This is a genomic window from Mesorhizobium sp. M1365, from assembly GCF_040317865.1.
Lineage (GTDB): Bacteria > Pseudomonadota > Alphaproteobacteria > Rhizobiales > Rhizobiaceae > Mesorhizobium.
In genome coordinates this window covers 79,044-101,868 of record NZ_JAMYLG010000015.1, presented here as the reverse complement: position 1 = coordinate 101,868, position 22,825 = coordinate 79,044, and the positions used below count along the sequence as shown (strand labels likewise).

Here is a 22,825-nt window from a genome sequence, read left to right as displayed (position 1 = left end):
GGCAACCTCACAGATCGCGGCCACTCCCGAAAGGTATCCGGAAACGCCGCTTACCATCACATATGCTCGGGGTCTGTAAACAACAGGGTTACGGTCCCCATCCAGCCTGCGGCAAGCGAGGCGCAGCCACCAACTCGGTCGGTTGGCGTGGCCGATTCCGTTGGTGCCCCTTCCGGTTCGACGCTCCCCGGACCTTCACACGGTGTGCCATATACCGATACACTTGAACGGCTATACGAGGCAGTGATGGCGTTCCACATCAAAAATCCCGAGACCGACGCACTGGCCCGCCGGCTCGCCGCACTTAAGAGGACTGGTCTGACAGAGGCCGTCCATGCCGCGCTCAAGCATGAGCTTGAGCGCGAACAGGCTAGACCGTCCCTCGTAGAGATCGGCGTCAGGCTCTGCCGTGATCTGCGAGCCCGGGGCAAGCCTGATCACGGCAGGCCCGCCGACAAGGCGTTTCGCGACAGCCTGTACGACTGATGTTCATCGACGCCTCGGCCCTGACGGCGCTGATGACCAACGAGGATGATGCGCGCGAACTCCTGGCCGGGACCCGGCGCGCCTGAACGGTGTTGAACCGGACTTTACTTGGCTGGCCACGGTCCAGACTGCATCACGTTCAAGAACCTAAAGTGCGGCGGGCTTGCTTCGGATGGTTAAAGCCAGGAGCGCCTCCGAAAGTCGTTTCTTCGCCCGCTCCACCCCGTTCTCGTCGATTGCCTCAACATCGAGGAACAAGTCGAGACCAGTCGCATGCTCGCTGATGACCTGAGGGCGCTGGGCGAGTTCACCCAGGAGGCCCTCGACTTCGTAGGGGACAACCTCTCGGCTGATCCCCTTCATGGCTATCGGTGCCAATGGACGCGCCCGGACAAGGTCGCGCACGAGCGCGTAAGTCTCATAGCTGAGGCAGATGCCGCCGGGCTCGGCAATCGACTGCAGCCGGGCCGCCAAGTTCGCCTCGGCTCCAATGATCGTGTAGTCCATCCGATCATCGGAACCGAAGTTCCCAACATTGCAATAGCCCGTATTGATGCCCATGCGAGCTCGGAAGGGCCGTTCAACTCCGCGGTCATGCCACACCCTGTTCAACTGCTCCAGCCGACGCTGCATGTCGACAGCCATGCGCAAGCAGGCTCTCGCGTCTTCCTCGACGCCTTGCGTCTCGGGGTCTCCGAAGAACACAAGAAGCGCGTCGCCGATGAACTTGTCGACGGTGCCGCCTTGTTTGAGCGCGATCGTCGACATCTCGGTGAAGTACTCGTTGAGGAGAAGCGTCAGGTCCTCGGGCTGGAGCCGTTCCACGATCGCGGTGAAATCCTTGACGTCGGAGAAAAAGATTGTGAGCTTCTTGCGCTCGGTTGCGATGGTGACGTCCTTCTGGCCGCTGAAGATGCTTTTGTAGATTTGAGGCGAAAGGTATTTGGCGATCTTCAATGAAATTGCGGCCAAGAAGTCGTTTGCCTCCGAAAGCTCCTTGTTGATGCCCTGAATCAACGCGGACTGCCGACGCTGCAGGAGAATGAACGTCAGGCCCGCCGCCGCCGCGAAACCGAAATATAGGAGCAGATACTTGAAGGTCAGCACGTTCGCAGCGATAGGCTGATTGATTGATATCTCCTGGATCCCTCGGACATCCCCTACCTTCCAGTCCGTCTTGGGGCTGTCCGGGTGCGAGTTATGGCAGGTCACGCAGACTTGTCCCATTATGACAGGGGCCGCGGCGCGGACCTGCCGGTCAAACAGTGAACCCGAGACCTCGATGATCGGCTCCTTCGGGTTGGCGCGCAAAGCCAAGATTGCATTCCGCTCGAACGCATCGAGCTGGTGTGGCGCGCGGCCTTTGAAAGGCAGATCCGAGACGAACCGATATTTGACCGAGCCGTCGTGAGCGCTGATGCGCTTGCCGAGTTCGATCGAGAGGGTTGCTGGAATAGGGATCGCGCCTGGCACGTCCCGGTAGTTGTGCGTCGCAGTCACGGCGCCGTTAGCTTGCAGCACGCGTCCCACGACGTCGCTGCCGTAAAATCCGCGCATTTCGTCGATGATGCGGCTGATTTCGCTGGCTTGCCTGCGCAGCATCCGTTCCGATAGGTCTCGGAGGTCGAGCCAGGCTGCGACGGGCAGACCGATAAGGCCGATGACCACTGCCGCCACCAGGAGCGGTCCCATGGTGCGCTGCTGACGCGCAATCTGTTCACCCAGTCCAGCCATTGTGCAAGCGCCCGGCCGTCTTAGTATGTGAACTATAGCTCATTCCCGGCACGGTACCAGAGTCAGTCTTGGCTCGATGAAAACACGTCAGCCCTGCAATGTCGGAACGACCTTGAGCGGTGTTGCTAAGCCCCGACCCTCACAGCGGATTTCACATTCTGGTGCTAGACGGGCAGTGAATCAGTGAAGGGATGTCGCAAAGTCGGTTGTGGCCAGGGAATGCGCTCCGCGATAACCGCTCAGGGCCCAAAAATTCACCTCTTGCAAGGTTGAGACTTCTGCGGTCGGAGAGCGGGTCAGAAAAGAAAGCGTCCCGCAAAACGTATCCGCGCGTCGGCCGCACTATGGAATGGGACCCTGCGGCGGGTGACGCGGTACTGCGCGCTGCCGGCGGCATGACGCGTACGCTGGACGGTCAGCCGCTCGCCTGCAGCGCAACCAGAGCGACGACGAGGATTTCGCCAATCCGCATTTCATTGCCAGCGGCAAGGACTGCCAGGCCGCTTAGGCACCATGATGAACTCGGATCCCGTCCCGGCTCGTCCCCAAATGACGCCGTCGCGCATGCGACGCCTAGGTGAAGCATTTATTTTCAGGCGAACCGTTGCGCGAGGAATAACCCTACGGTGTGGATCGTGGCAGCGTGGCAGCGGCGCTTTCGCGTGTTAAACTGCTTGCATGGAGATCGACACCGACAAGATCGACGATGCCGTTATGGGCCTGCTTTGGCTGACGCTGCATGAAGAGAGGCGCGCCTGGAAGGGGTTGGATTGGAATGCTCTGGATCGCTTGCACGAGAAGGGGCTGATTGCGAAGCCGGCAAACAAGGCGAAGTCAGTGGCTCTGACAGATGAAGGACTGCGGCGTGCTGAGGAGCTATTCCGAACCCTGTTCACTCGCCCGGCGCTCTGAGCCAGAGCGCTGGACGGGCGCCTAGGAGCTGAAAGCGCACATGGCTGAATTTCGACACCGGCAGCGCGCTGACCGCAGGCGGGACGGGCAGTGCTATCGCCGTGGCGGCCAAACTCGTCTTCGTCACCTACGCCCAACGGGCGCATCCAGTCTGTTAAGGCAGTGGCAGGGAAGACCGCAGCCGCGACATGCTTCTCCCGTCGAATGGGCGCTCCCGGGCCGAGTTGCAGCCAGCAGCGGGTCGGCGCCGCTGCTGACACATGGGATGTTAGTGGGGCAGATTGCCACTGGCGATGCGAAATCTCTATGGCTGCGGATTTCCAAGGGTGGGTTTCTCAAGCACCAGCACATGACTGCCAAGAGGCGATGTGTGAGTGCTCTTAACCTGGAACCCCTCGTCAGAAAGCGTTTCGATGAATTCGCCATCCGTTCCAGGCGGAACGCGGGCAACGACGTTCGAGGTGCGCCTCACAATATTGGAAAGCACCCTTCGCGCCTTGCCTGGGCCGATGTTGCGCTGCATGTGCTGATAGACGGCCAGCAGCAGGACGATATCGTATTTCGGTAGAAGGATATTGCCGAGGCGCCGGCTGCCAAGATTCAGGCGATCGAACCTGGCATGCACCGGGGAGCCACTCAACAACATCTTTGCAGTCTCGATATGCGGCTTGGCAATGTCGATCCCGTGGATCGAACTGGGTTTCAGCTTGGATATCTCATAGGCGACCACACCCATATTGCAGCCAACATCGAGAATGGATTTTCCGGCGTAGTCGACCTTTGCGGAGAATAGCCCGTCAAGTCTGTCGTCCCACGTTCCGGCAAAACCCCTTTTGAATCTTGACCACCACAAATCATCAGCTCCTTTGAGAAGAGCCCCCTTGAGCGCCTCCTACCACGAGAGAATTAACGGTCGATACCCGTTCAACTGGAATTGATGACATTGTCGAACCACGGCAGGGACGTGTGCGGCGGCGTCACAATCCCATCACCTTGAGTGCCGCGGGAACCGGATAGCGGCTGCCGTCATAGCGCATCCGGTAGGTCCGCTTCACAGGCTTGCCAGGATGGGACTGGCATTCGCCATTCTGGTCGGGGGAGGGATTATCGGTATTCGTCCGCTCAACCGCGGTGATATCGTGATAGCCATGATGGCTCGCCGGATTTATTGCCAGGCTGACCTGGCTGGAATGAAAGTATCCGGCGCAACTACCATCGCTATCGCCGCCAGAGCCGGCCACCACGAGACCGTCGAGCGCCACGCGTAGCGTATCGCCTGTGAGAGCGTATAGCCGCAGGTCGGTTTCAGTGAACGGAGCGGTCAGCGAATGGTGTGCCAGTTCGATGCTCAGGCCGAAGGCGGTTACCTCAGGGGCCAGTGCATAGCGGCCGGTATCGAATTCCACCTTCTCGATGACAATCGCGTCATCGGTCATCAGACCGGGCTGGAGCAGGCGCTGGCGCACACGCAGCGTATTCCTGTCGACGACCAGAAGCTCGATATCGCCGACATGCAGGTGGTCGCCGTTAGCCCTGTCAATCAGCGGCACTGCGACCAACAGCAGGTCGGCATCGGCGGGCCAGATCTTGCAGACCAGGCCGAACGGCGCATCGCTCCCCGGGAGCGTCGAGGCGATGCTGGTATGAGGTTCAAGCGTGAACGAGGTGCCGTCGGCGCTCTTTCGGGCCTTGGGATAGGCCTGCTGCACCAGCGCGGCGGCATCGCCGCAATCGCCGGGCGCGGCCTTGGCGGGCGACAGGCTGGCGAGGGCGGCGCCGAGCAACAGGACAGGCAACACTATTCGCATGGAATTCTCGCCTCGCAGGGCCGGGTTCGGTCAGGGCCCTTCTACGCGAGATTGGTGGCGGCGCACAGGGTGTAGGGAAGTGACGGATAGCTCCACCCGCTGCGTCAGGACCATAGATCCTGGAAAGTCGTAAAGCCCGAGCTCGCTTAGGGACGGTGATCATGAGAACGCCGCCCGAGCGGCCAATTTTTGCCAATGCTGTTCGGGCTACCTGAAACAGATACTGACAATGTGATCTCGATTGCCTTGTCGCGCTCCGATTAGAAAAGAAGCGCTCCGACAAGAAACCTCTACAAAACCGGACCTCGCCGATCCGTCAAGCGCACCTTCTAGGGAGTACATCCCAAAATTACCTCGGCATGACCTCCGTTTCTGACCCTCTGAGCCGGGCGGGTTCGCTGTCGGCGCGCTATCAAAGCAGAACCAATGCCGCGCCTGCTTCGGCTTTCGAAACCGCAGCGTGTCTTTCCTTTAGACTTGGCAGCACGGCGCGTTCAATCGGAACCGTGCTGCCTTCAATGTACAGCCAGTTCTCCAATCATCCGGCGAGCTTGTAACGCCGGCAGCCTTTTTGGCAGCTGCGAGCGGCGCATTCATCTCGAGTTCTTCGACGACAACCAGGTCCTTTATCCAGCCGCTTGCCCGGACTGCCAATGCTAGGTCCATCCCATCGGCCTGGTCCGGAACCTCAGCATTGATGACAATATCGTAGGCGCCGCGAGTAAACATCATACCGGATACCTTGCTACCAACGCTTTCCAAAACCGCCTTGATTGCAGCTTCTCGGTCTGAACTTTGCATCAATCCCTTGTAGGCATGGGGCGGACAGTTTCCCAGGATTGTCACTTTCATGGGTATTCCTCCCGATCTTGTACGAGTTTCGTTATTGGTCGTTTGACCAACACGGAGCAATGGCGGACAGTTGGGTCAGCCGTAACCCTGTATCGCAACGCTTTTGCTCGCCTCTAAAGCTGGCAGCGGGAAAGGTTCGATCTGCCCTCCGGTCTTCGCGCGAGAGCGGCCACAGCCGTGACCCGACGCCCCCGCTCATGACAAAACTTACGATCCGCTCCGGCATGGCCCAGTCCTCTAAGAATGTCTAGGCTCCGACCTCTGGATTGCGGCGCAGCACGGCATCGACAGCCTCGAACATCTCGCGACGTCGTTCCGGCGAGACAGGGCTTTCCGCGACGACGACAATTTCCGCCTTGTTCGACGAGGCCCTGACCAGACCCCCCGTGCCGTCTTGGTCAACGACACGCACCCCATTCATGGTGACGAGAATGGCTAGCGGCTGGCCAGCGAACTCGATCCCGTCCGCCTGAAAGCCACAGCGGTGCCGTTGCCGCAGGCAGCCACCACCTTCAGTTTTCGGCCGACGTTCTTTCCGGCAGTCAGGTCCAAGCCAGTGGTCTTGATGAGAGCACTGGTTTCGAAGGCGAATGTGTTTGGCCTGGCTTGGCCGACTACGTTCAGGGTCACGGTTTCCGCTCCACATCTGTAGGGCACAATCCTAGCACGCTGCCGTGCCCAACGCCCCTTCATGATGGGGTAGCCCTAACGCCCCGGTTCGCACCCCTAGTCAGCCTCGCTTTAGAACGGTGAGATTTTGGTTCCTACGAGTTACCTGCGATGGGCGGCGTGCGGAGTGAGGGTGGATGGAAATCGCTGCCCCATGCGCTTTGCAAAGGCCGATCGACGCTCTTGACGGAGCCTGCGCCGCGGGTCAAGAAGGCCATCTTGGAGACTTTCCGTCTCGGACAAACCGGCTTCCCTGCAATCCCCGCATCGGCGTCGGCTATGCTCTCCAGACTCGGACCCGCGATAGCAAATGCTGTGACAAAGCTTCGGCCGCCCCGCCGAGGCGAGTCATGGCGTAGGCAAACGCAGTAATGGCAAAGCCGGCCATAATCGCCCCGGCCCGCCGGGCGGCACCGACCTTGCCTCGCATGGCCGCCCTCAGCTCGGTTGCCACGGCGCGCGGCAGCACCTCCCGGACGTAGAGCCATTCGGGTCCAAGGCCGCCTTTGGACCTTGCGAGGCCCGTCAACACTGCCTTGGCGGTGCCCTCGACGAGACAGCGGTGGACGAAGTATTTCCAGGTGGTGCGCTGGATCGGCACAGCATGGAGCACACGCGCCGCTGGCCGATACGCCCAGTGGGCCCCAGGGTATAGGCCGCTGGCCCGGATGCAGAATTCCGTCTCCTCGCAGCTCTCAGCCTTGCCGCCGATCCTTGCCCGGCCGCTGACGGAGAATCCGAGCTTGCGGCGCCCGAGGTCCGGCGCGAAGCCACCGGCGCGCCGCAGCACGTCGGCGCGCACCGACATGTTGGCCCCGATCGGGTTGCGGATGCGCCCGTCCCGTACGGCCATACCGGCGTAGGTGCAGCCCACGACCCAATGGAACTCGCCGGGAAACCAAGAGGGCGGCGGCACTTGCCACAGCGGCTCAACCGGGCCTCCGGTGCCCAACACAGCTGGATCCCGATAAGCGTCCAACAGCTCCTCCAGCCAGTGCCGATCGGCGACGGCGTCATCATCGAGGAAGGCAATCACCGGGGCGGTGGTGTGTTCTGCTCCTGTCATGCGTCCGCCGGACAAGCCCGGTTGCCTGCCATTGGCAAGGACGGTGACACCCGCAATCTCGCGCGCGGCGCGCCCTAGCAAGGCCTCGTTGTAGTCGACGACCACGACAATTTCACGTGGGGCATGCGTTTGGGTGCGGACGGACCCGACCGCACGCTTCAACTCGTCCCAGCGGTCGAGAGTGTGCGCGCAGATCACAACGGAGGCTTCGGTCATGGGGCTTCTTGGACGGTTTCTGAGGCCCGGTGGGTCTCGCGGGTCTGCGTCGCCCGGGCCGTCGCGGCTTGAAGGATGTTCCAGATCGCGCTTCCGTCATGGTGGACATCGAACTGGGCGTGTTCGTCGACAGGATAACGTCCGCTGTCCTGCCGGGAGACCAGCAGCCACACCATCCAGCCGGCGCAGCTGGGATCGCGGGTAAGCGTATCGAGCCACATGGCGTAAGCCTTGGCGGAGTCCCGATTGGAGCGGGCATAGCCGAATTCCTCCAGAAGGACCGGCTTCTTGGCGCGGGCCGCCAGCCGGCAGAACTCGGTGATCATGTCGTTGAATTGCTGGACCGTGAGGTTGTAGTAGAGCGGGTAGCCATGCCAGGTCCCGAAATCGAGAGTTGGGATCGTCAAATCGGTTAGCTTCGGGTCGAGAATATTGGCATTCCCTGAGCTGACAAGGTGATTGGAATCGAGGGACTTGACGTAAGCCGACATTTCGCCAGTCCAGGCCGACCGCAAAGCCTCCGGCTGCGCATTGCCTTCGTTCATCAGCTCCCAGGCCATGATGGTCGGGTCGTCCCGGTAGGCAAGCCCGGTGAGCGGGTTGACGCGTTGCACGACGTGGCGGACCCAGGCCCTGTAGTCCCGCTTCGTGCGTGGGTCATCGAAGAAAAACGTCGACTCGTCTTGGCTCCCGTACCAAGCCCGCATCTGCTGGGCGCCACCCGTGTAGGCCCAGAAATCCAGGAAGGCGATGATGAGCCTGAGGTGTCGCTTGCCGGCCTCGGCGATGAGGAAATCAACCTTCTGCATGCCGTCGGCGCCGTCATTGATCGCCATCCTGTTTTGGCTCGGGTCCCAGTAGAGCAGGTACGTGCCCTTGACTGCGAGATTGCTGGCTTCGCCTTGAAGCCGCCAATCCCAGATCGTAGACTTGCTTCCGTCGAGCGACCCGATCACCGGCTGGAGGAAGGTGCGGACCGCATTGGCCCCCATGGCCACCGCGTCATCGAGGACGCGGATGACCTCGTCCTGCGACCCGAAAGTTACATAGTGGTTGTTCACGCCGGTCACAAAGAATGGCCTGCCGTCGACCGTAAACTCCGTGCCGGAAGTCTTGATGAAAGACGCTGGCGACAAGTTGTCCGCGGCGCTCACGGCTGCCGGAACAGATAGCAACGCGAACACCAGCACGCGCAATCCGGCATTGCGCAGCCCGTATTTCGCCCGTTGCCAGCCGACTGTCATCCTTGCATGTGGCTCTTGCCCGGCGCCGACTGCAATGGCCCCTAAGGATTACCCCCTCTGGGCTCGCACAGCCTGGCGTCAATCGGCCATAGTGGTGCTTGGCCGATTACGGTCGCATGGCACGGCATGTCACCGGGAAAACCGTGGTAGAATAATGTTAACGACATGGGTCCTTCGCGCCTCGACCCGTTGCTCCGGCGCGTGAAGTGGCAAGGCGCCACAGAAATGGTAGCCGTCCCAAACTAACACTGGTCCGAAGAAAGACAGGTCAGGAGCGGTTAATGACTTATGGAAAGCTATTGCTGAGCTGTGTATCGGGTGGGGAATCGCTGCGGCTCTGGCTTTTGGACCAGAGGTGGTTCTCAGGATATCTGCTGCCGGCATTACCACGTCAAGTTCGCTGGTTCCTGAGAAAGTTATACCTTGCGCCGCTTGATCTGGTCGAGCAATTGGCACACGGTCGGAAAAGTTCATCACCAAAACGGGCGTCCAATTTTTCAGGTGCCGTAACCGGGGTGGTCCATACTTACGAGGGCAGCGGCGATGCTCTTCTGGGCCGGTTGGTTGAGAGCGCTGGATTGACACCGAACTCGCGGGTTCTGGATATCGGTTGTGGGTTCGGGCGCCTGGGTGCCGCCATGGGCACTTATCTTAATGCCAACGGGTATTATGAAGGTCTCGACATCGTCAAGGGCTGCATCAACTGGTGCGGCGAGAACGTCAAGAGCCCTAACGGCAATGTCAAGTTCAGGCACGCTGACGTATATAATCGCGAGTACAATCCTTCGGGTATGGTGAAGGCCAAGGATTACCGTTTTCCCTTCGCGGATCGTTCGTTTGATGTCGTTGTTCTGATCAGCGTGTTTACGCACATGAACTACGAGGATACTGCTAATTACATGCGTGAAATTTCGCGTATGCTTCGGCCCGGCGGGATGTGCTACGCGAGTTACTACTTCCTCACGCCGGTTTCTCTGGCAGCGATGAAGCTACCGAAATCCACGTTCAACTTTAGATATTCGTTCGGCTCGTATTTCACAGCGAGCAGGCAGACGCCAGAGTTCGCCATTGCCTTCAATGAGACGCTCATTCGCGAATTATATAAAGCATGTGGTTTAGCACCCGAGTTTCGCCCCGGCGAATGGTACCAGGGCAAAATTGGGTCCCAAGATTATATGATTGGGCGCAAAGTTTAGTTTGGCCACCTGGAGCGCCTGAGCCAGTCGGGAGATGATCAGAAGCGCGCGTCCTTGTTTTGTCTTGGCACGAAAAAGAAGTCACCGACGTTCTCGACGATGCGGTCGCTATGCGTTCCACCGTAAAGAGCGGGTAGCCATCCCAGGTCCCGAAATCGAGAGTTGGGATCGTCAAATCGGCTAGCTTCGGGTCGAGAATATTGGCATTCCCTGAGCTGACAAGGTGATTGGAATCGAGGGACTTGACGTAAGCCGACATTTCGCCAGTCCAGGCCGACCGCAAAGCCTCCGGCTGCGCATTGCCTTCGTTCATCAGCTCCCAGGCCATGATGGTCGGGTCGTCCCGGCAGGCAAGCCCGGTGAGCGGGTTGACGCGTTGCACGACGTGGCGGACCCAGGCCCTGTAGTCCCGCTTCGTGCGTGGGTCATCGAAGAAAAACGTCGACTCGTCTTGGCTCCCGCACCAGGCCCGCATCTGCTGGGCGCCACCCGACAAGTTGTCCGCGGCGCTCACGGCTGCCGGAACAGATAGCAACGCGAACACTGACACACGCGATCCGGCATTGCGCAGCGTGTATTTCGTCCGCTGCCAGCCGATTGTCATCCCTGCATGTGGCTCTCGCCTGGGGGCCGAGTGCAATGGTTCCGAGGGATTACCCCCTCTGCCCTCGCACGGCCCGGCGCCGTTCGGGCATAGTGGTGCTAGGCCGATAGCGGTCGCTCGAGTATGGAACCCATGCTGTCAGACACCGCTCCCAACCAAGAGTTTAGCTCTTCGCATCGGGGAGTCCCTGCAGTCGTAGTAGGTGGGGAGCTGAATGGACTCGGGGTTTGCCGCAGCCTCGCCCTGGGCGGAATGCCCGTTTGGGTGGTCGACCGCAAGCGATCGAACCCCGCGTTGTGGTCGCGCTACGCCCAGCCCGTCCTGGCAGACGCCCTGCATGGCCATAGCTTCGTGGTCTTCCTCCGCGATCTTCGGAGACGAATCGGCGAGCGGCCCTTCCTGGTCGTCACGGATGAGCTGGCACTTCTTACGATCTCGGAGTACCGCAAAGAGCTGGAGGGGCTTTACCACTTCCGCCTCCCAACTCACGATACAGTTATTATGCTGCACGACAAAGCCAGGTTCCACGAGAGCGCCGGTGAGCACGGCTGGCCAGTGCCGAACGGCGTGGTCGTGCGGGACCTCGCGGGCGTTCGCGAGATCGCGTCGCTCCGCCTGCCGATGATCCTGAAACCCGCCGACAAGCGCCATTTCCACGAGGGACATGCTCCTCGCCTGATCACCGCGGAGAGCTACGCTGACGCATTCTCGGCCGCCGAGAGGCTGCTGGCTCAGACCGGCGAGGTCTTGGTGCAGGAGACGATCGAGGGACCCGACGACAACATCTATTTCTGCCTGTTCTACCGGGGACGCAACGGCGAGACGCTCGGCATGTTCACCGGGCAAAAACTAGCCAGCACGCCGCCGGGCACCGGGAGCACGGCGTTCTGTACGGCCGCAGCAAACGAGGAGTTGGAACGCACCACGAAAAACCTTCTCGATCAGGTTAACTACTTCGGATTTGGCGGCGTCGAGTACAAGCGAGATACGAGGAGCGGACGCTTTCTGATAATAGAGCCGACGGTCGGGCGCACCGACTGGCAGGAGGAGTCGGCGACGCTCGTCGGCGTCAATATCCCGCTGATAGCCTATCGGCATGAACTCAACCTGCAACCATTGCCGGCCGGCCCGGTTGACGGCCGCGTGGTCTGGCAGGGCTCATGGATCGAGCGGATCCGCTTTGGCGCGAAGCCGATCCCGCCTCGCTCTGTAGTGGTGGATGGCTTCTGGCGCCGGGACGATCCGCTGCCGGCCCTAGTGCATTACCCGTGCGATGTGGCGCGCGCTGTGGCTTTTTATCTGCCTCCCTGGCTCGCAGGTCCGCGGCGGACAGTTGGCAAGGCGCATCGCTCGAGGTGGTTCTCGTCAAAGCCGTCGTCTTTTTGAAATCCGCCGTGAGAACAACAATGCGCATTTGCTTGAGTCTCGATCCGTCGCGTCCGATGCGCTGGCATCTGTGGCTGGCAGAGGCGCTTGCTGAAGTGCCAGGCAACGATATCTCCTGCGCCTTCGCGGCCGGCTGCCGCCCGATGCCGTTGATCTTCCGTCTGCTGCTCGAACTCGAACGACTACTCTATGGCTTTCGTGTCAACGGCGCCATCGACTTCGTCGAGGCGGCGCTGCGATGCCTGCCGCCGCCTCCGGTCGACCAAGTGGATGTCGTGATCGATTTGAGCGGTGCGGAATCGCTCCCGTCGGGACGGCGCGTGCTGACGCCGCTCTTCAACGGCATACCGGGCGAGATCGGAGTCATGGCGGCCTTGGCGAATGACCAGGACTCTCTTGTCGACCTGCACGACACGGCGCGCCCGTCGCAGCCGTGGATGGCGCGTCCGGCCAGTGTGGACCGTGAAGTGTTCGCAGCGAGTCTCGATAGCGTCCTCTCCTGCGCTGTGGCGCTGATCCTAAAAGCCTTGCGCGAGGAAACCAGTTCAGCTGCGTCCGTTGTCGCCGGCCCACGGACGGCCGTGCCTTCGCCCGGCGCGCTTTCGGCCATTGCATGGGAGACTGGCACGGTGGCGTCGAAGGCAATCAAGTTGTTGGACAGCTTGGCGAGAGGCGGCAGGACGTGGGGGATTGGCTGGCGCTTCGACCATGCGGCGAGTCTGCTCGACAAAGGCGGAGCGTCCTTCACGGTGCTCACCGGGGAAACCGGCAGCTACCTTGCCGACCCGTTCCCGTTCCGGCACCAGGGGCAGGATTTCATCTTCGTCGAACAGTACCTCTACTCAAAGAACCGGGGGTGCATTGCGGTCGTGAAAGTGGACCCGCGCGGGACCGCCGGCGAACCCCAGATCGTCGTGGAGGAGCCGCACCACCTCTCGTACCCGTTCGTGTTCGAGCAGGACGGGCAGGTCTGGATGATCCCCGAATCGGGGGCGGCCAGGAATGTCAGTCTCTACAGGGCAGTCGAATTCCCGTACCGGTGGACGCGGGAGGCCTGCCTGATCGACGGCATCGAGGGCTACGACACCACACCGCTTTACCATGAAGGCGGCTTCTGGTTTTTCGTCAGCCCCAGGCTGTGGAGGTCCACGTCCTGGGATGTCCTCAGTCTCTACCGTGCCGAGAGCTTGACCGGGTCCTGGACGCCTCATGCCGCAAACCCCGTCCTGATCGATGCCGCGCTCAGCCGCCCTGCAGGCGCTGTCATCCGACACGGCGGACGGACGCTGCGCCCGGTCCAAGACTGCGCGCGCGGCTATGGCGGTGCGGTGACGTTCTGCCGGATTGATGCCCTCGGTGAGTCGGAATTTCTCCAAACCCCCGTCGGTCGTATTCGATCCGGAGCATTCGGTTGCCACACCTACAATCGGCGGTCCGGTCTGGAGGTGATCGACTTGTTCGGTCATATCCGTGGATTGCAAGAGGTCACCACCTCGTATCGATTGCTTATACCCGACGCGCCGGTCGCAGTACCGCGTAGGCAGCCCCTCTCTTGACCGGTCTGCGGGCAGCTGCTCGAGCGCAACATACGCCGCCCGCAAAGGGCAGGGTGCTCTCGACCCTTCTCGGGGACACAACAAACTCGGAAAATCACGGCTGAGCGACGGAGCGAGCTCATCTGCGCTCGCCGTCCGAACAATCGGCGCGCTCTGGTAAGCTATCGGCGTAGTCTGTCTTCTCGCCGACCGAATACATCAAATTCCTTTCGCCAAAGCGACTCCGATGCTCTAGAGGCGGCCGCCGGTCGATGCATGTCCGTGCTGGCGTCGAAGGGGCCTGAAGTCTAACGGGCTTGGCAAAGCTGCCAACACAGCTGCTGAAGACGATCGTTGCCTCCGCCGCAGATGGGCATGGTTCGAAACAACCTTATGGGATACCCCAAGAGAGTTACTCACCTATTGTTTTGTTACAACCATATATTGTTCTTCCATTTCGAGTATGCATCAGCAATGCTCCCGCGTCAAAGATTAGATCGCCACAAGCGTACTAAATATTCTTGATATTATCTCCATTTAGTATGATCGGGAGTCCGCACTATGGTTGGATCAAGCACATCCGTGGATGTGGCGGTCATTGGAGCTGGCCCCTACGGCTTGTCGCTGGCCGCGCATTTGCGTGGGAACGGTGTGGAGCACCGGATTTTCGGGGAGCTCATGGGGTCATGGAAGCACAACATGCCGCCCGGTATGCTGCTCAAATCCTATCCCTGGGCGTCGAGCCTGTCGGATCCGTGGTCCCAATTCGCACTGAAGACGTTCTGCGCCGAGCGGGCTCTGGACTATCATGACGAACTCATTCCCTTTTCGCTCAGCCGGTTTATTGAGTACGGCGAAACCTTTCAGAGGCGTTACGTCCCCTTAGTTGAGCGCAAGACCCTGATGGCGCTGGAGCCCGGCGCTGGCTGCTTTCGCGCCACTTTCGATGACGGCGAGATAGTCCATGCGCGCCGCGTAGTGGTCGCGGTCGGCCTACATCCGTTCAAACGGCTGCCGTACCAGGCGGCGCATCTGCCCGCCGACCTATGCTCGCATAGCGGTGAGTACGGCACTCTGGAGCCGCTGGACGGCAAGGAAATCATCGTGGTCGGATCCGGATCATCGGCGTCCGATCTGGCGGCGCTGCTCTACGAACGCGGGGTCTCGGTTTCACTCGTTGTGCGCCGACGGCAGCTGGATTTCGCCGGTCGCCCTCGCCCCCGAACCCTGTTCGAGCGCACCGTCGCCCCAATGAGCGGCATCGGCCCCGGCTGGACCTTGGCGACCTGCGCCAAATATCCGCAATTGATCCAGCTTCTGTCGAAGGATTTGCGAGTCTGGCTTGCCAACATCAGGACGCTCGGACCCATTGGCGGCGCCTTTATGAAGGACCGGGTTATCGGGAAATTGCCGGTGTGGGTCGGTCACACGCTTCAAAGCATCGAGACACGCGACGGCAAAGTGCTACTCGATGTGATGGACGCCAGTGGCGCGCGGCGTTCGATGCCGGCCGACCACGTCATCTTCGCGACCGGCTACAAGATCGATGTGGGGCGGCTAGGTTTCCTGAACCCAACGCTGTTGCGCCAGATCCGCGTGGTTGAGGGCGCGCCGCAGTTGTCGGCTCATTACGAGACCTCGGTGCCCGGCCTGCATTTCATTGGTCCCGCCGCCGCGAACAGCTTCGGCCCAGTGTGTCGATTCGTATACGGGACCTACCACCCGGCCCATCATCTCGCCAAACACCTATCGGCAGTCTTGGCGCGCTGCCAGTCCGCCTCCTGGGTCCCATCGTACGACCTCAAAGCGCTGTCATGAACGCGCGTCTCGCCAGCATTCTCGCCCCTGCCGGTGCCGTATCGCCGCCTGACCCAATTAATTTCGCGCTGCAGCGATCGCTGACTCTGCCCCGGGTCAGCTTCGTCGTCCCGACGCTCAATGAAGCCGAGAACCTCCCTTGGCTTCTGCCGCGCATCCCGAACTGGGCCCATGAGGTCATTATCGTGGATGGTCGTTCGACTGACGACACGGTCGCCGTCGCGCGCCGCCTGCGCGAGGACGTGAAGATTGTCATGGAACCGCGGCGGGGCAAGGGCGCTGCGCTGCAAGCGGGATTCCTGGCCGCCACAGGCGACATCATCGTCATGCTGGACGCTGACGGCTCGATGGTCCCGGAGGAGGCGATCGTCTTTGTCAGTGCGCTGATGGCCGGCGCGGATCTTGTGAAGGGTTCACGCTTCATCCAGGGCGCCGGCACCGACGACATGTCGCTGTTCCGGATGTTCGGCAACAGGGGGCTGACCCTGTTCGTGCGACTGCTCTACGGCGGTTGGTTCTCCGATCTATGCTACGGATACATAGCCTTCTGGACCAGGCACGTCGCCACGCTTGACTGCGATTGCGACGGGTTCGAGATCGAGACCCTCATCAACGTGCGGGCCTTGAAGAACCATCTCAATATCGTGGAGGTGGCGAGTTTCGAGGCTTCGCGCATCAGCGGTGTGAGCCATCTGCGCGCCATGCCGGACGGCTGGCGCGTCCTGAAAACCATCCTGCGCGAGAGGGTGCACCAACAGCGCAGGCGGAGCGCGACAGCCTGTGTTGTCGGTGGACAGACCTGATGCGAATTCTGATGGTTGCCGCTCGCTGCTATCCGCTCATAGGCGGCATCGAAACTCACATCCAGGAAGTCGGTCCCCGCTTGGTGGCGCGCGGCCACGTGGTCGACGTGCTCACCACCGATCCCTCGGGGGAGTTGCCGGTTGAGGAGGAGGTGCGCGGCATGCGCGTGCGGCGCGTGCCGGCTTGGCCGAGGGAGCTGGACCTCTATTTTGCGCCCGGCATTTATACCGCGATCCGGCGCGGGACTTGGGATCTGATCCATTTCCAAGGTTACAACACCTTCGTGGCGCCGATCGGACTGCTCGCGGCCGTGCGCGGGGACCTGCCGTTCATCCTGACCTTCCATAGCGGCGGGCATTCCTCCCCGCTGCGCAACACCATGCGCGGCACGCAGCACGCGCTGCTCCGGCCGCTGGTGGCCCAGGCCGCGCGGCTGATTGGCGTCTCCGAATTTGAAGCCAGCTTCTTCAGCAGGAGGATGGGCGTGCCGCCAGAACGGTTTGTCGTCATCCCGAACGGCGCCGCGATGCCGGCTGCGAGCCCCGGCATCAAGGTCGATCCGCACCTGATCGTCTCGGGCGGCAGGCTCGAGCGCTATAAGGGCCACCACCGGGTGATTGGGGCTTTGCCCGAACTGATCCGCAGGGTGCCAGACGCGCGGCTGCACGTCGTCGGTACAGGCCCCTATGAGGGAGAGTTGCGGCGCCTCGTCGCGACGCTCGGCCTTGAGAAGCAGGTCGCTATCGAAGCCATCCCCGGATCCGAGCGGCAGAAAATGGCAGACCTTCTGGCGGGGGCTGCGCTGTTCGTGCTGGTCAGCGACTACGAAGCCCATCCGATCGCCGTAATGGAAGCCCTGTCGCTGCGCCGTCCGGTCCTTGTTAGCGACACGGCCGGGCTGCGGGAGCTGGCCGCCAAGGGCCTGTGCAGGGCGATTCCGCCCAACGCCGGCCCGAAAGAACTGGCCGCTGCCATGGCCGATGAGCTGAAGGCCCATCGGGAGGTCCCGGATTTGGCGCTACCGGACTGGGATGCCTGCGCTCAAGCGCTGAGCGACGTTTATTGTGATGTTCTGAGCAGCCGATCCAGGGTCCGCTTGCCCCCCGGTGGCGTGATGTCTTGGCCTCCTGCTACAGAGGTATGAGCCTGATGGTGCCAGCTCATTTCACCGCGGGAGCTCGGATCAGCCCACTCCGGGCCGGGATACGGTTCGTCTCGGCCGTTATCGGCCCCGACCTTCGCGGCGGCAGCGTCGAGACCCCGCCGCAACGGGCCAACGTCGGATGGATCGCGGTTCTGTGCCTGACGATTGCCACGGCTCTGCTCCTGGTCGTGGCCGGGCACGCCGCCGGGCGTCGGGCCTATGACGTTGCGCCGCTTTTCTTCTGGTCCGGAGTCGTCCTCCTGGTCGTCCCTACCAGCCTGCGCATAGCTTGGCCGATGCTAGCCCGGGGTGAGCGCCTCTTCCTCCTGTTTCTGCTTGCCGAAGCCCTGTTCTATTACAAGGCGGTCTATTCCCCGACGAGCTTCATCAATCATGACGAGTTCTTGCACTGGATCGCAGCCGACGATCTTATGACGGCCCGCCGCCTATTTCTATCCAACCCGCTTCTCCCGATCGGGCCAACGTATCCCGCCTTGGAAATCCTTTCGACGGCGATCGTCAATCTGACGGGATTGCCATTGTTTGTCGCGGGGACGCTATTGTTGATCGTCCTCAGGGGCACGTTCATCGGTGCTCTGTTTGTGTTCTTCGAAAGCATCACCGGATCGCCGCGGATCTCGGCCATAGCCTGTCTGGCCTATATGGGCTGCTCAACCTTCGTCCTGTTCGAGTCGATGTTCTCCTACGAGAGCCTCGGCATCGTGCTGTGCGTGCTGACCTTCGCCGTCGAGGCAGCGTCCAAGGATCTCGTTGGGCGACCGAGGCTGAAGGCGCTCGGGCTGATTGCCTTGCTGTTGGCGAGCCTCGCGGTCACGCACCACCTTTCGGCCGCTTTCACCGCCAGCTACTTCGGAGCACTGGCGGCCCTTGAGGCTTTGCGCCGACACGGCCCCTCGCGGATCAAGGCCAGGACCGCCGCAGGCGTCACCGCGCTGTTGGCTATAGCCCTGCCTCTCCTTTGGATACTGGCCCATGGCAATCCTCTCACAAGCTATCTCGGTCCTGTGGTCGAAACCGGCTTCAACACATTGCTCGGAAAGATCCTGGGCGCGCCTACTCCACGCTCGGAGCACCTCGGAGCGCCGACCCAACCCCTGAGCATGCACCTGACCACCTTGCTCGCGATCCTGCTGTTGGCGCTCGGGCTGGCGACGGGCTTCTTTCGGTCGCTGGCCATGGCAGCGCCGAGTGATGCGCGGACAGGTTGGCGTTCGATCCACGACGTTCTGAAGCGCCGCTGGCGCGACAGCCGCATAACGCTCCTCACCTTTATTACCTTACTGTTTCCGGTCTCGCTGGCCTTCCGGTTGACCAACGCTGGATGGGAAATCGGCAACCGCCTGGGAACATTCGTGTTCATCGGCGTCGGGTTGGTCGTCGCGGTGAGTGTCGTCCAGTTCTGGGAGGGACGCACGCCGCGCGAGTGGCGCAGCGTCGCACCGGCCGTTGCGCTGGCGGCCATCGTCCTGGGCGGCGTCACGAGCGCTACGCTCGACCCCTTGCGTGGACGCTACAGGGTGGCGGCCGACCAGCAATCGATCGAATCCATGGGGATCGAAACCGCTCTCTGGACCAAGGAATGGCTCAAGCCCGGCAATCGCTTCACCGCCGACCGCACCAATCGCCTGCTGCTCGCCGGCTACGGGCGGCAGGATGCCAGGGTCAACATCGTCCAAGGCGTCGATGCAGCGCGCATTTTCGAGGCCAAGGAATTGGTGCCTGACGATCTTTACGCCTTGGCGAGGGGCGACGTCGATTTCCTGCTGGTGGATCTGCGCCTGTCCACAGCCATCCCGGTGCTCGGCTTCTACTTCGAGCCGTGGCAAGCGCAGCAGGGAACGCCGCTCTCGGGCGCACAGCTGCTCAAGTTCAACAACATCAAGGGTATCACGCGCATCTACGACAACGGCTGGATCGTCATCTACGATGTGAGGGGATTACATGGGAATTCCTAGCAACCGGGACCTTGCGGCCGCCTGCCTGTGGGCAGCGGCCACGATGGCGGCCGTTGCGGTCAGCGACAGCTTGCTCCTCCGTACCTCCCTGGGCGCGCCGATGGTATTGCTCGTCTCGGGCCACGCGGTGCTGCGGGCTCTTGGCGTGAGAACCACCTCCGCGTCGGAACATCTCGTCTACGCGGTCGGAGCAAGCCTCGCTGCCGGCATCGCGGGGGGCTTTGCCCTGAATGCCGTAGGCTTCCTCACGCCGCTCGGCTGGGCGGTGTGGTTCGGGACCGTGACGGCCGCCGCGGCGCTGGTGGCGGTCCGCTGCGACGCTCCCGATCGGCCAGCCTGGCCGGCTCCGCCGCGGCTCCGGCTCTGGCAGGGTGCCGCACTGATGCTGGCGGTGCTGGTGGCGACCGGAGCCTATGCGCTGGCCGTCCGGGACGAAGCGGCCTACCGGGAATTCAAATACACCGAGTTCTGGATGTTGCCATCGCCCAATGGCGAGCCCGACCTGCTCACCGTCGGCATCAGAAGCGCCGAGACCCGAGCTCAGCGATTCGACTTGGAAATCACCCTCGACGGGCAACCGTTCGCCATCTTCCAATCGCTCACCATCGCGCCGGGCGACACCTGGGCCCGGGAAATCTTGGTGCCCGTCTCGGCAACTCGCCAGACGGCGGAGGCGCGGCTCTATGGGCCGGAACACGACCGACTCTATCGCCGCGTTTCGACGCTGGTGCCGCCCATCTGAAACGAGGCTTGCCATGCGCATCCTGCTACTGTCGCAGTTCTATCCTCCGGTGATCGGGGGAGAGGAGCGGCACGTCCGCAACCTCGGCACGGCGTTGGCGCAGCGGGGCCATCATGTCAGCGTCGGGACCTTGATGCATCCCGGATCGCCCGCAACCGAGCTGGACGGCGCGGTCCGCGTGCACCGCTTGCGCGGCACGCTCCAGCGTCTGTCAGGCCTCCACACCGATCCCGAGCGCCGCCACGCACCACCTTTCCCGGATCCCGAACTGGTGCTAGCCCTGAAGCGGCTGGTCGCTCAGGAGAGGCCGGACATCGTCCACGCCCATAACTGGATTTACGCGTCCTTCCTGCCGGTCAAAGTTCTCAGTGGGGCACGCCTCGTGGTCACGCTGCACGACTACGGCCTTGTCTGCGCCAAGAAGAACTTCATGCACTTGGGGACCCATCTCTGCAGTGGCCCAGCACCGGCCAAGTGCTTACCTTGCGCCACCGGGCATTACGGAGCCGTAAAGGGAGCCGCGACAACGTTGAGCAACTGGGCGTCGAGCTTCGCCGCTCAGCGCCTGGTGGACCGCTTCATCGCGGTGAGCCACGCCGTGGCGCGTCACACCGGACTCACCCGAGGCCGCGCCCGCTATGAGGTCATCCCCAACTTCGTGCCCGACGACATCGGGGTGCTTGGCCCGGAAGATCCCTGGCTGCGGGAGGAGCTGCCTGTGGATGGGTTCATCCTGTTCGTCGGCGACATGATGCGCCTCAAGGGCATTGGCGTTCTCCTGCAAGCCTATGCCAGCCTGGAGCGGCCGCCGCAACTGGTCCTGATTGGGCGGCGGGCCCCCGATACGCCAACCGAGTTTCCGCCAAACGTTCACGTCTTCAGTACGTGGCCGCATTCCGCCATCATGCACGCATGGCGGCGCTCGCTGTTCGGCGTGCTGCCATCGCTGGGACCCGAAGCCTGCGCGACGGTCATCATGGAAGCGATGGCGTCCGGCAAGGCAGTCATCGCAACCGATGTCGGCGGCATGCCGGATATCGTCGATCATAGCGAAACAGGGCTTCTCGTGCCGCCCGGTGACGCGCATGCCCTGGCGCAGGCGATGCAAACACTTCTGGAAGACCGCGCCCTGCTGGCCCGCCTAGAGGCGACAGGCCTCGCCAGGGTGGGGCGCCTCAAAGCCGGAGTGATTGTGACCCGGATCGAGCAGGTCTACCGGGACGTCCTGCGCCCAGCCGCCGGCACGTCCGCGGTGCGGGCGCGCCAACTCTCGAAAGACCCATCATGCCGGTAGATCTCGCCGTGACCGCACTTAATGGCGTGCGCCGGGCGCTTCAAAAGAACGCCACACTCCTAACGAATTCCGGCGCTCTGGCAATCGGAACGATGGCGGCGGCCGGTCTTGGGTTAATCTATTGGTTGCTCGCCGCCCGGCTGTTTCCGCCGGAGGTGATAGGCAAGGCCTCTGCCCTCCTGTCCGTGATGGGGCTGGTCGGTCTGTTGGGGGAGGCCGGGCTCGGGACCCTGCTGATGGGCGAAATCGTTCTGCACCCCGGCAAGGAGCGCGGCCTCGTGGCCGCGGCAGCGTCCGTCGGGGTGGCGCTGGCGATTGGCTTCGCCTTGTTGTTTGTCTTCGGGGAGGCGTATCTCAACATCTCGGCCGGGCCGATCGACGGTTGGTTCGAGGGCGTTGCGTTCGTCGTCGGCTGCTGCCTGACCGTTCTCAGTGCGGTGGTCGATCAGGCGCTCGTGGGCAACTTGCGCAGCACCGGCAGGATGATCCGGCAAGTGCTGTTCTCCACGTTCAAGCTGATCCTGATCGCCGCCGCCGCAGCCGCTGGCTACGCCTCCAATGCCGCGATTCTTCTGACCTGGGTGGCCGGTATGCTGGCCTCCTGGATCGGCGTCGATCTCTTGACCCGGGGTGGCGCGCGTCACCTCGTTGGGCTCCCCGATTTCCCGCTGCTGCATACGCTCCGACGCAAGGTCTTCGACCACTACACGCTCGATGTGGCCGTGCAGACCTCGGCTCTCATCATGCCGTACCTTGTGCTAATTCTCCTGTCGCCGGCCATCAATGCCGCCTTCGTATCGTTGTGGATGCTGGTGTCCATGGCCTCGATCATTCCCGCAGCCATGGCTACGGCCCTGTTCCCCGTGGTTAGAGCAAGCCCGAAACAATCCAGGCACTACATCCTTTTGTCGCTAATGGCGTCATTGCTCTTCTCAGTGGTCTTCGCCGCCTTCATCTTAACCTATTCGCAGCAGATCCTTGCGGTCTTCAATCCGGCCTATCCTGAGATCGCTGGTCCGAGCCTGCGCTTTCTCGGCTTTAGCCTGCTGGGATTAACGCTCAAATTTCATGCCTGCACGCTGGCGCGGCTGAGCGATACGATGCGCAAGGCATCTCGCTGGTTCACGCTTGGGGGATTACTGGAACTGTGCTTCGTGGTCGCGGGGGCGAAGCTTGATGGGCTTCAAGGCCTGGTCATAGGCTGGACGCTTGCCGTCAGCGTCGAGGGTGCATGTGCGGCCCTGATTTTGGCCTTCGCGATGAAACTGGATACTGCCGCCGGCCCTATGCACCAAGGGCCGCCGCCGGTTGCGTCGCCATCTGAGACATGAGGAGACAC

General features: G+C 61.9%; 20 protein-coding genes and 2 pseudogenes. 13 read left to right on the top strand and 9 right to left on the bottom strand.

Features of this window, described 5'->3' with window-relative positions; translation table 11 throughout:
- The first annotated feature begins 246 nt into the window (after nt 1-246).
- Nucleotides 247-486, top strand: coding sequence for a type II toxin-antitoxin system VapB family antitoxin (locus tag NKH04_RS18455; protein ID WP_353044737.1), 240 nt, complete (start codon nt 247-249; stop codon nt 484-486).
- Between the two features lie 147 nt (nt 487-633).
- Here NKH04_RS18455 and NKH04_RS18450 read toward each other — a convergent pair whose 3' ends face one another.
- The gene (locus NKH04_RS18450; protein ID WP_353044736.1) at nt 634-2,220 is read right to left on the bottom strand and encodes an adenylate/guanylate cyclase domain-containing protein; all 1,587 of its coding nucleotides are present in this window, start codon (nt 2,218-2,220) and stop codon (nt 634-636) included.
- A gap of 308 nt (nt 2,221-2,528) precedes the next feature.
- On the opposite strand from NKH04_RS18450, the pseudogene NKH04_RS18445 reads away from it, so the two are divergent.
- A pseudogene (locus NKH04_RS18445) lies at nt 2,529-2,728 on the top strand (inositol monophosphatase family protein); the annotation flags it as partial.
- Nucleotides 2,729-2,898: 170 nt separating this feature from the next.
- Nucleotides 2,899-3,132 carry a DUF6429 family protein gene (locus NKH04_RS18440; RefSeq protein ID WP_353044735.1) on the top strand — a complete coding sequence of 78 codons (234 nt, stop codon included), beginning with the start codon at nt 2,899-2,901 and terminating at the stop codon, nt 3,130-3,132.
- A 304-nt stretch (nt 3,133-3,436) separates the two neighbouring features.
- Here the strand turns inward: NKH04_RS18440 and NKH04_RS18435 are convergent, their stop codons facing one another.
- The 7 genes and pseudogenes from NKH04_RS18435 to NKH04_RS18405 all read right to left on the bottom strand — a co-directional run bounded on the left by NKH04_RS18435 (nt 3,437) and on the right by NKH04_RS18405 (nt 8,933).
- Nucleotides 3,437-3,985, bottom strand: a complete 549-nt coding sequence (locus tag NKH04_RS18435; RefSeq protein WP_352464038.1) for a class I SAM-dependent methyltransferase — start codon at nt 3,983-3,985, stop codon at nt 3,437-3,439.
- A 124-nt stretch (nt 3,986-4,109) separates the two neighbouring features.
- Entirely contained in the window at nt 4,110-4,916 is an 807-nt protein-coding gene (locus NKH04_RS18430) for a PA3715 family protein (RefSeq protein ID WP_353044734.1), read from the bottom strand.
- A gap of 495 nt (nt 4,917-5,411) precedes the next feature.
- Nucleotides 5,412-5,792 carry a GYD domain-containing protein gene (locus NKH04_RS18425; RefSeq protein WP_353044733.1) on the bottom strand — a complete coding sequence of 127 codons (381 nt, stop codon included), beginning with the start codon at nt 5,790-5,792 and terminating at the stop codon, nt 5,412-5,414.
- A gap of 247 nt (nt 5,793-6,039) precedes the next feature.
- Nucleotides 6,040-6,264 (bottom strand): annotated as a pseudogene (locus NKH04_RS18420) (phosphomannomutase/phosphoglucomutase); the annotation flags it as partial.
- Complete coding sequence (locus tag NKH04_RS18415) at nt 6,228-6,422, bottom strand: hypothetical protein (protein ID WP_352780012.1); 195 nt, start codon at nt 6,420-6,422, stop codon at nt 6,228-6,230. The gene NKH04_RS18415 and the pseudogene NKH04_RS18420, both read right to left, overlap by 37 nt.
- Nucleotides 6,423-6,738: 316 nt before the next feature.
- Nucleotides 6,739-7,743, bottom strand: a complete 1,005-nt coding sequence (locus NKH04_RS18410) for a glycosyltransferase family 2 protein (RefSeq protein ID WP_353044732.1) — start codon at nt 7,741-7,743, stop codon at nt 6,739-6,741.
- Nucleotides 7,740-8,933 carry a glycoside hydrolase 5 family protein gene (locus NKH04_RS18405; RefSeq protein ID WP_352933715.1) on the bottom strand — a complete coding sequence of 398 codons (1,194 nt, stop codon included), beginning with the start codon at nt 8,931-8,933 and terminating at the stop codon, nt 7,740-7,742. The genes NKH04_RS18410 and NKH04_RS18405 overlap by 4 nt, the downstream gene beginning before the upstream one ends.
- 335 nt (nt 8,934-9,268) lie before the next feature.
- On the opposite strand from NKH04_RS18405, the gene NKH04_RS18400 reads away from it, so the two are divergent.
- Nucleotides 9,269-10,183 (top strand): class I SAM-dependent methyltransferase, encoded by a 915-nt coding sequence (locus tag NKH04_RS18400; RefSeq protein ID WP_353044731.1) that lies wholly within the window; start codon nt 9,269-9,271, stop codon nt 10,181-10,183.
- On the opposite strand, the gene NKH04_RS33225 is transcribed toward NKH04_RS18400, so the two are convergent.
- On the bottom strand, nt 10,074-10,658 hold the full coding sequence (locus NKH04_RS33225; RefSeq protein ID WP_502913416.1) for a hypothetical protein: 585 nt from the start codon (nt 10,656-10,658) through the stop codon (nt 10,074-10,076). The genes NKH04_RS18400 and NKH04_RS33225 overlap by 110 nt on opposite strands.
- A gap of 393 nt (nt 10,659-11,051) precedes the next feature.
- Between NKH04_RS33225 and NKH04_RS18395 the strand changes: the two genes are divergently transcribed.
- The 9 genes from NKH04_RS18395 to NKH04_RS18355 all read left to right on the top strand — a co-directional run bounded on the left by NKH04_RS18395 (nt 11,052) and on the right by NKH04_RS18355 (nt 22,817).
- Nucleotides 11,052-12,173: a carboxylate--amine ligase gene (locus NKH04_RS18395; RefSeq protein WP_353017182.1), complete on the top strand. Its 1,122-nt coding sequence runs from the start codon at nt 11,052-11,054 to the stop codon at nt 12,171-12,173.
- A 32-nt stretch (nt 12,174-12,205) separates the two neighbouring features.
- Nucleotides 12,206-13,729, top strand: coding sequence for a glucosamine inositolphosphorylceramide transferase family protein (locus NKH04_RS18390; RefSeq protein WP_353044730.1), 1,524 nt, complete (start codon nt 12,206-12,208; stop codon nt 13,727-13,729).
- Between the two features lie 561 nt (nt 13,730-14,290).
- Nucleotides 14,291-15,526 (top strand): NAD(P)-binding domain-containing protein, encoded by a 1,236-nt coding sequence (locus NKH04_RS18385; protein ID WP_353044729.1) that lies wholly within the window; start codon nt 14,291-14,293, stop codon nt 15,524-15,526.
- Nucleotides 15,523-16,329 (top strand): glycosyltransferase family 2 protein, encoded by an 807-nt coding sequence (locus NKH04_RS18380; RefSeq protein WP_352933699.1) that lies wholly within the window; start codon nt 15,523-15,525, stop codon nt 16,327-16,329. The genes NKH04_RS18385 and NKH04_RS18380 overlap by 4 nt, the downstream gene beginning before the upstream one ends.
- Nucleotides 16,329-17,474 carry a glycosyltransferase family 4 protein gene (locus NKH04_RS18375; RefSeq protein ID WP_353044728.1) on the top strand — a complete coding sequence of 382 codons (1,146 nt, stop codon included), beginning with the start codon at nt 16,329-16,331 and terminating at the stop codon, nt 17,472-17,474. The genes NKH04_RS18380 and NKH04_RS18375 overlap by 1 nt, the downstream gene beginning before the upstream one ends.
- Complete coding sequence (locus NKH04_RS18370; RefSeq protein WP_353044727.1) at nt 17,471-19,450, top strand: hypothetical protein; 1,980 nt, start codon at nt 17,471-17,473, stop codon at nt 19,448-19,450. The genes NKH04_RS18375 and NKH04_RS18370 overlap by 4 nt, the downstream gene beginning before the upstream one ends.
- 43 nt (nt 19,451-19,493) lie before the next feature.
- Nucleotides 19,494-20,192, top strand: coding sequence for a hypothetical protein (locus NKH04_RS18365; protein WP_353017197.1), 699 nt, complete (start codon nt 19,494-19,496; stop codon nt 20,190-20,192).
- Nucleotides 20,193-20,205: 13 nt separating this feature from the next.
- The gene (locus tag NKH04_RS18360) at nt 20,206-21,486 is read left to right on the top strand and encodes a glycosyltransferase family 4 protein (RefSeq protein WP_353017200.1); all 1,281 of its coding nucleotides are present in this window, start codon (nt 20,206-20,208) and stop codon (nt 21,484-21,486) included.
- Entirely contained in the window at nt 21,477-22,817 is a 1,341-nt protein-coding gene (locus tag NKH04_RS18355; RefSeq protein WP_353044726.1) for a lipopolysaccharide biosynthesis protein, read from the top strand. The genes NKH04_RS18360 and NKH04_RS18355 overlap by 10 nt, the downstream gene beginning before the upstream one ends.
- The last annotated feature ends 8 nt before the right edge of the window (nt 22,818-22,825 follow it).

Bases quoted from the DNA above. Each gene is read 5' to 3' on its own strand.
- NKH04_RS18455 (WP_353044737.1), top strand. From the start codon at position 247: ATGGCGTTCCACATCAAAAATCCCGAGACCGACGCACTGGCCCGCCGG.
- NKH04_RS18450 (WP_353044736.1), bottom strand. From the start codon at position 2,220: ATGGCTGGACTGGGTGAACAGATTGCGCGTCAGCAGCGCACCATGGGA.
- NKH04_RS18440 (WP_353044735.1), top strand. From the start codon at position 2,899: ATGGAGATCGACACCGACAAGATCGACGATGCCGTTATGGGCCTGCTT.
- NKH04_RS18425 (WP_353044733.1), bottom strand. From the start codon at position 5,792: ATGAAAGTGACAATCCTGGGAAACTGTCCGCCCCATGCCTACAAGGGA.
- NKH04_RS18410 (WP_353044732.1), bottom strand. From the start codon at position 7,743: ATGACCGAAGCCTCCGTTGTGATCTGCGCGCACACTCTCGACCGCTGG.
- NKH04_RS18400 (WP_353044731.1), top strand. From the start codon at position 9,269: ATGACTTATGGAAAGCTATTGCTGAGCTGTGTATCGGGTGGGGAATCG.
- NKH04_RS33225 (WP_502913416.1), bottom strand. From the start codon at position 10,658: ATGCGGGCCTGGTGCGGGAGCCAAGACGAGTCGACGTTTTTCTTCGAT.
- NKH04_RS18380 (WP_352933699.1), top strand. From the start codon at position 15,523: ATGAACGCGCGTCTCGCCAGCATTCTCGCCCCTGCCGGTGCCGTATCG.
- NKH04_RS18375 (WP_353044728.1), top strand. From the start codon at position 16,329: ATGCGAATTCTGATGGTTGCCGCTCGCTGCTATCCGCTCATAGGCGGC.
- NKH04_RS18370 (WP_353044727.1), top strand. From the start codon at position 17,471: ATGAGCCTGATGGTGCCAGCTCATTTCACCGCGGGAGCTCGGATCAGC.
- NKH04_RS18365 (WP_353017197.1), top strand. From the start codon at position 19,494: ATGGCGGCCGTTGCGGTCAGCGACAGCTTGCTCCTCCGTACCTCCCTG.
- NKH04_RS18360 (WP_353017200.1), top strand. From the start codon at position 20,206: ATGCGCATCCTGCTACTGTCGCAGTTCTATCCTCCGGTGATCGGGGGA.
- NKH04_RS18355 (WP_353044726.1), top strand. From the start codon at position 21,477: ATGCCGGTAGATCTCGCCGTGACCGCACTTAATGGCGTGCGCCGGGCG.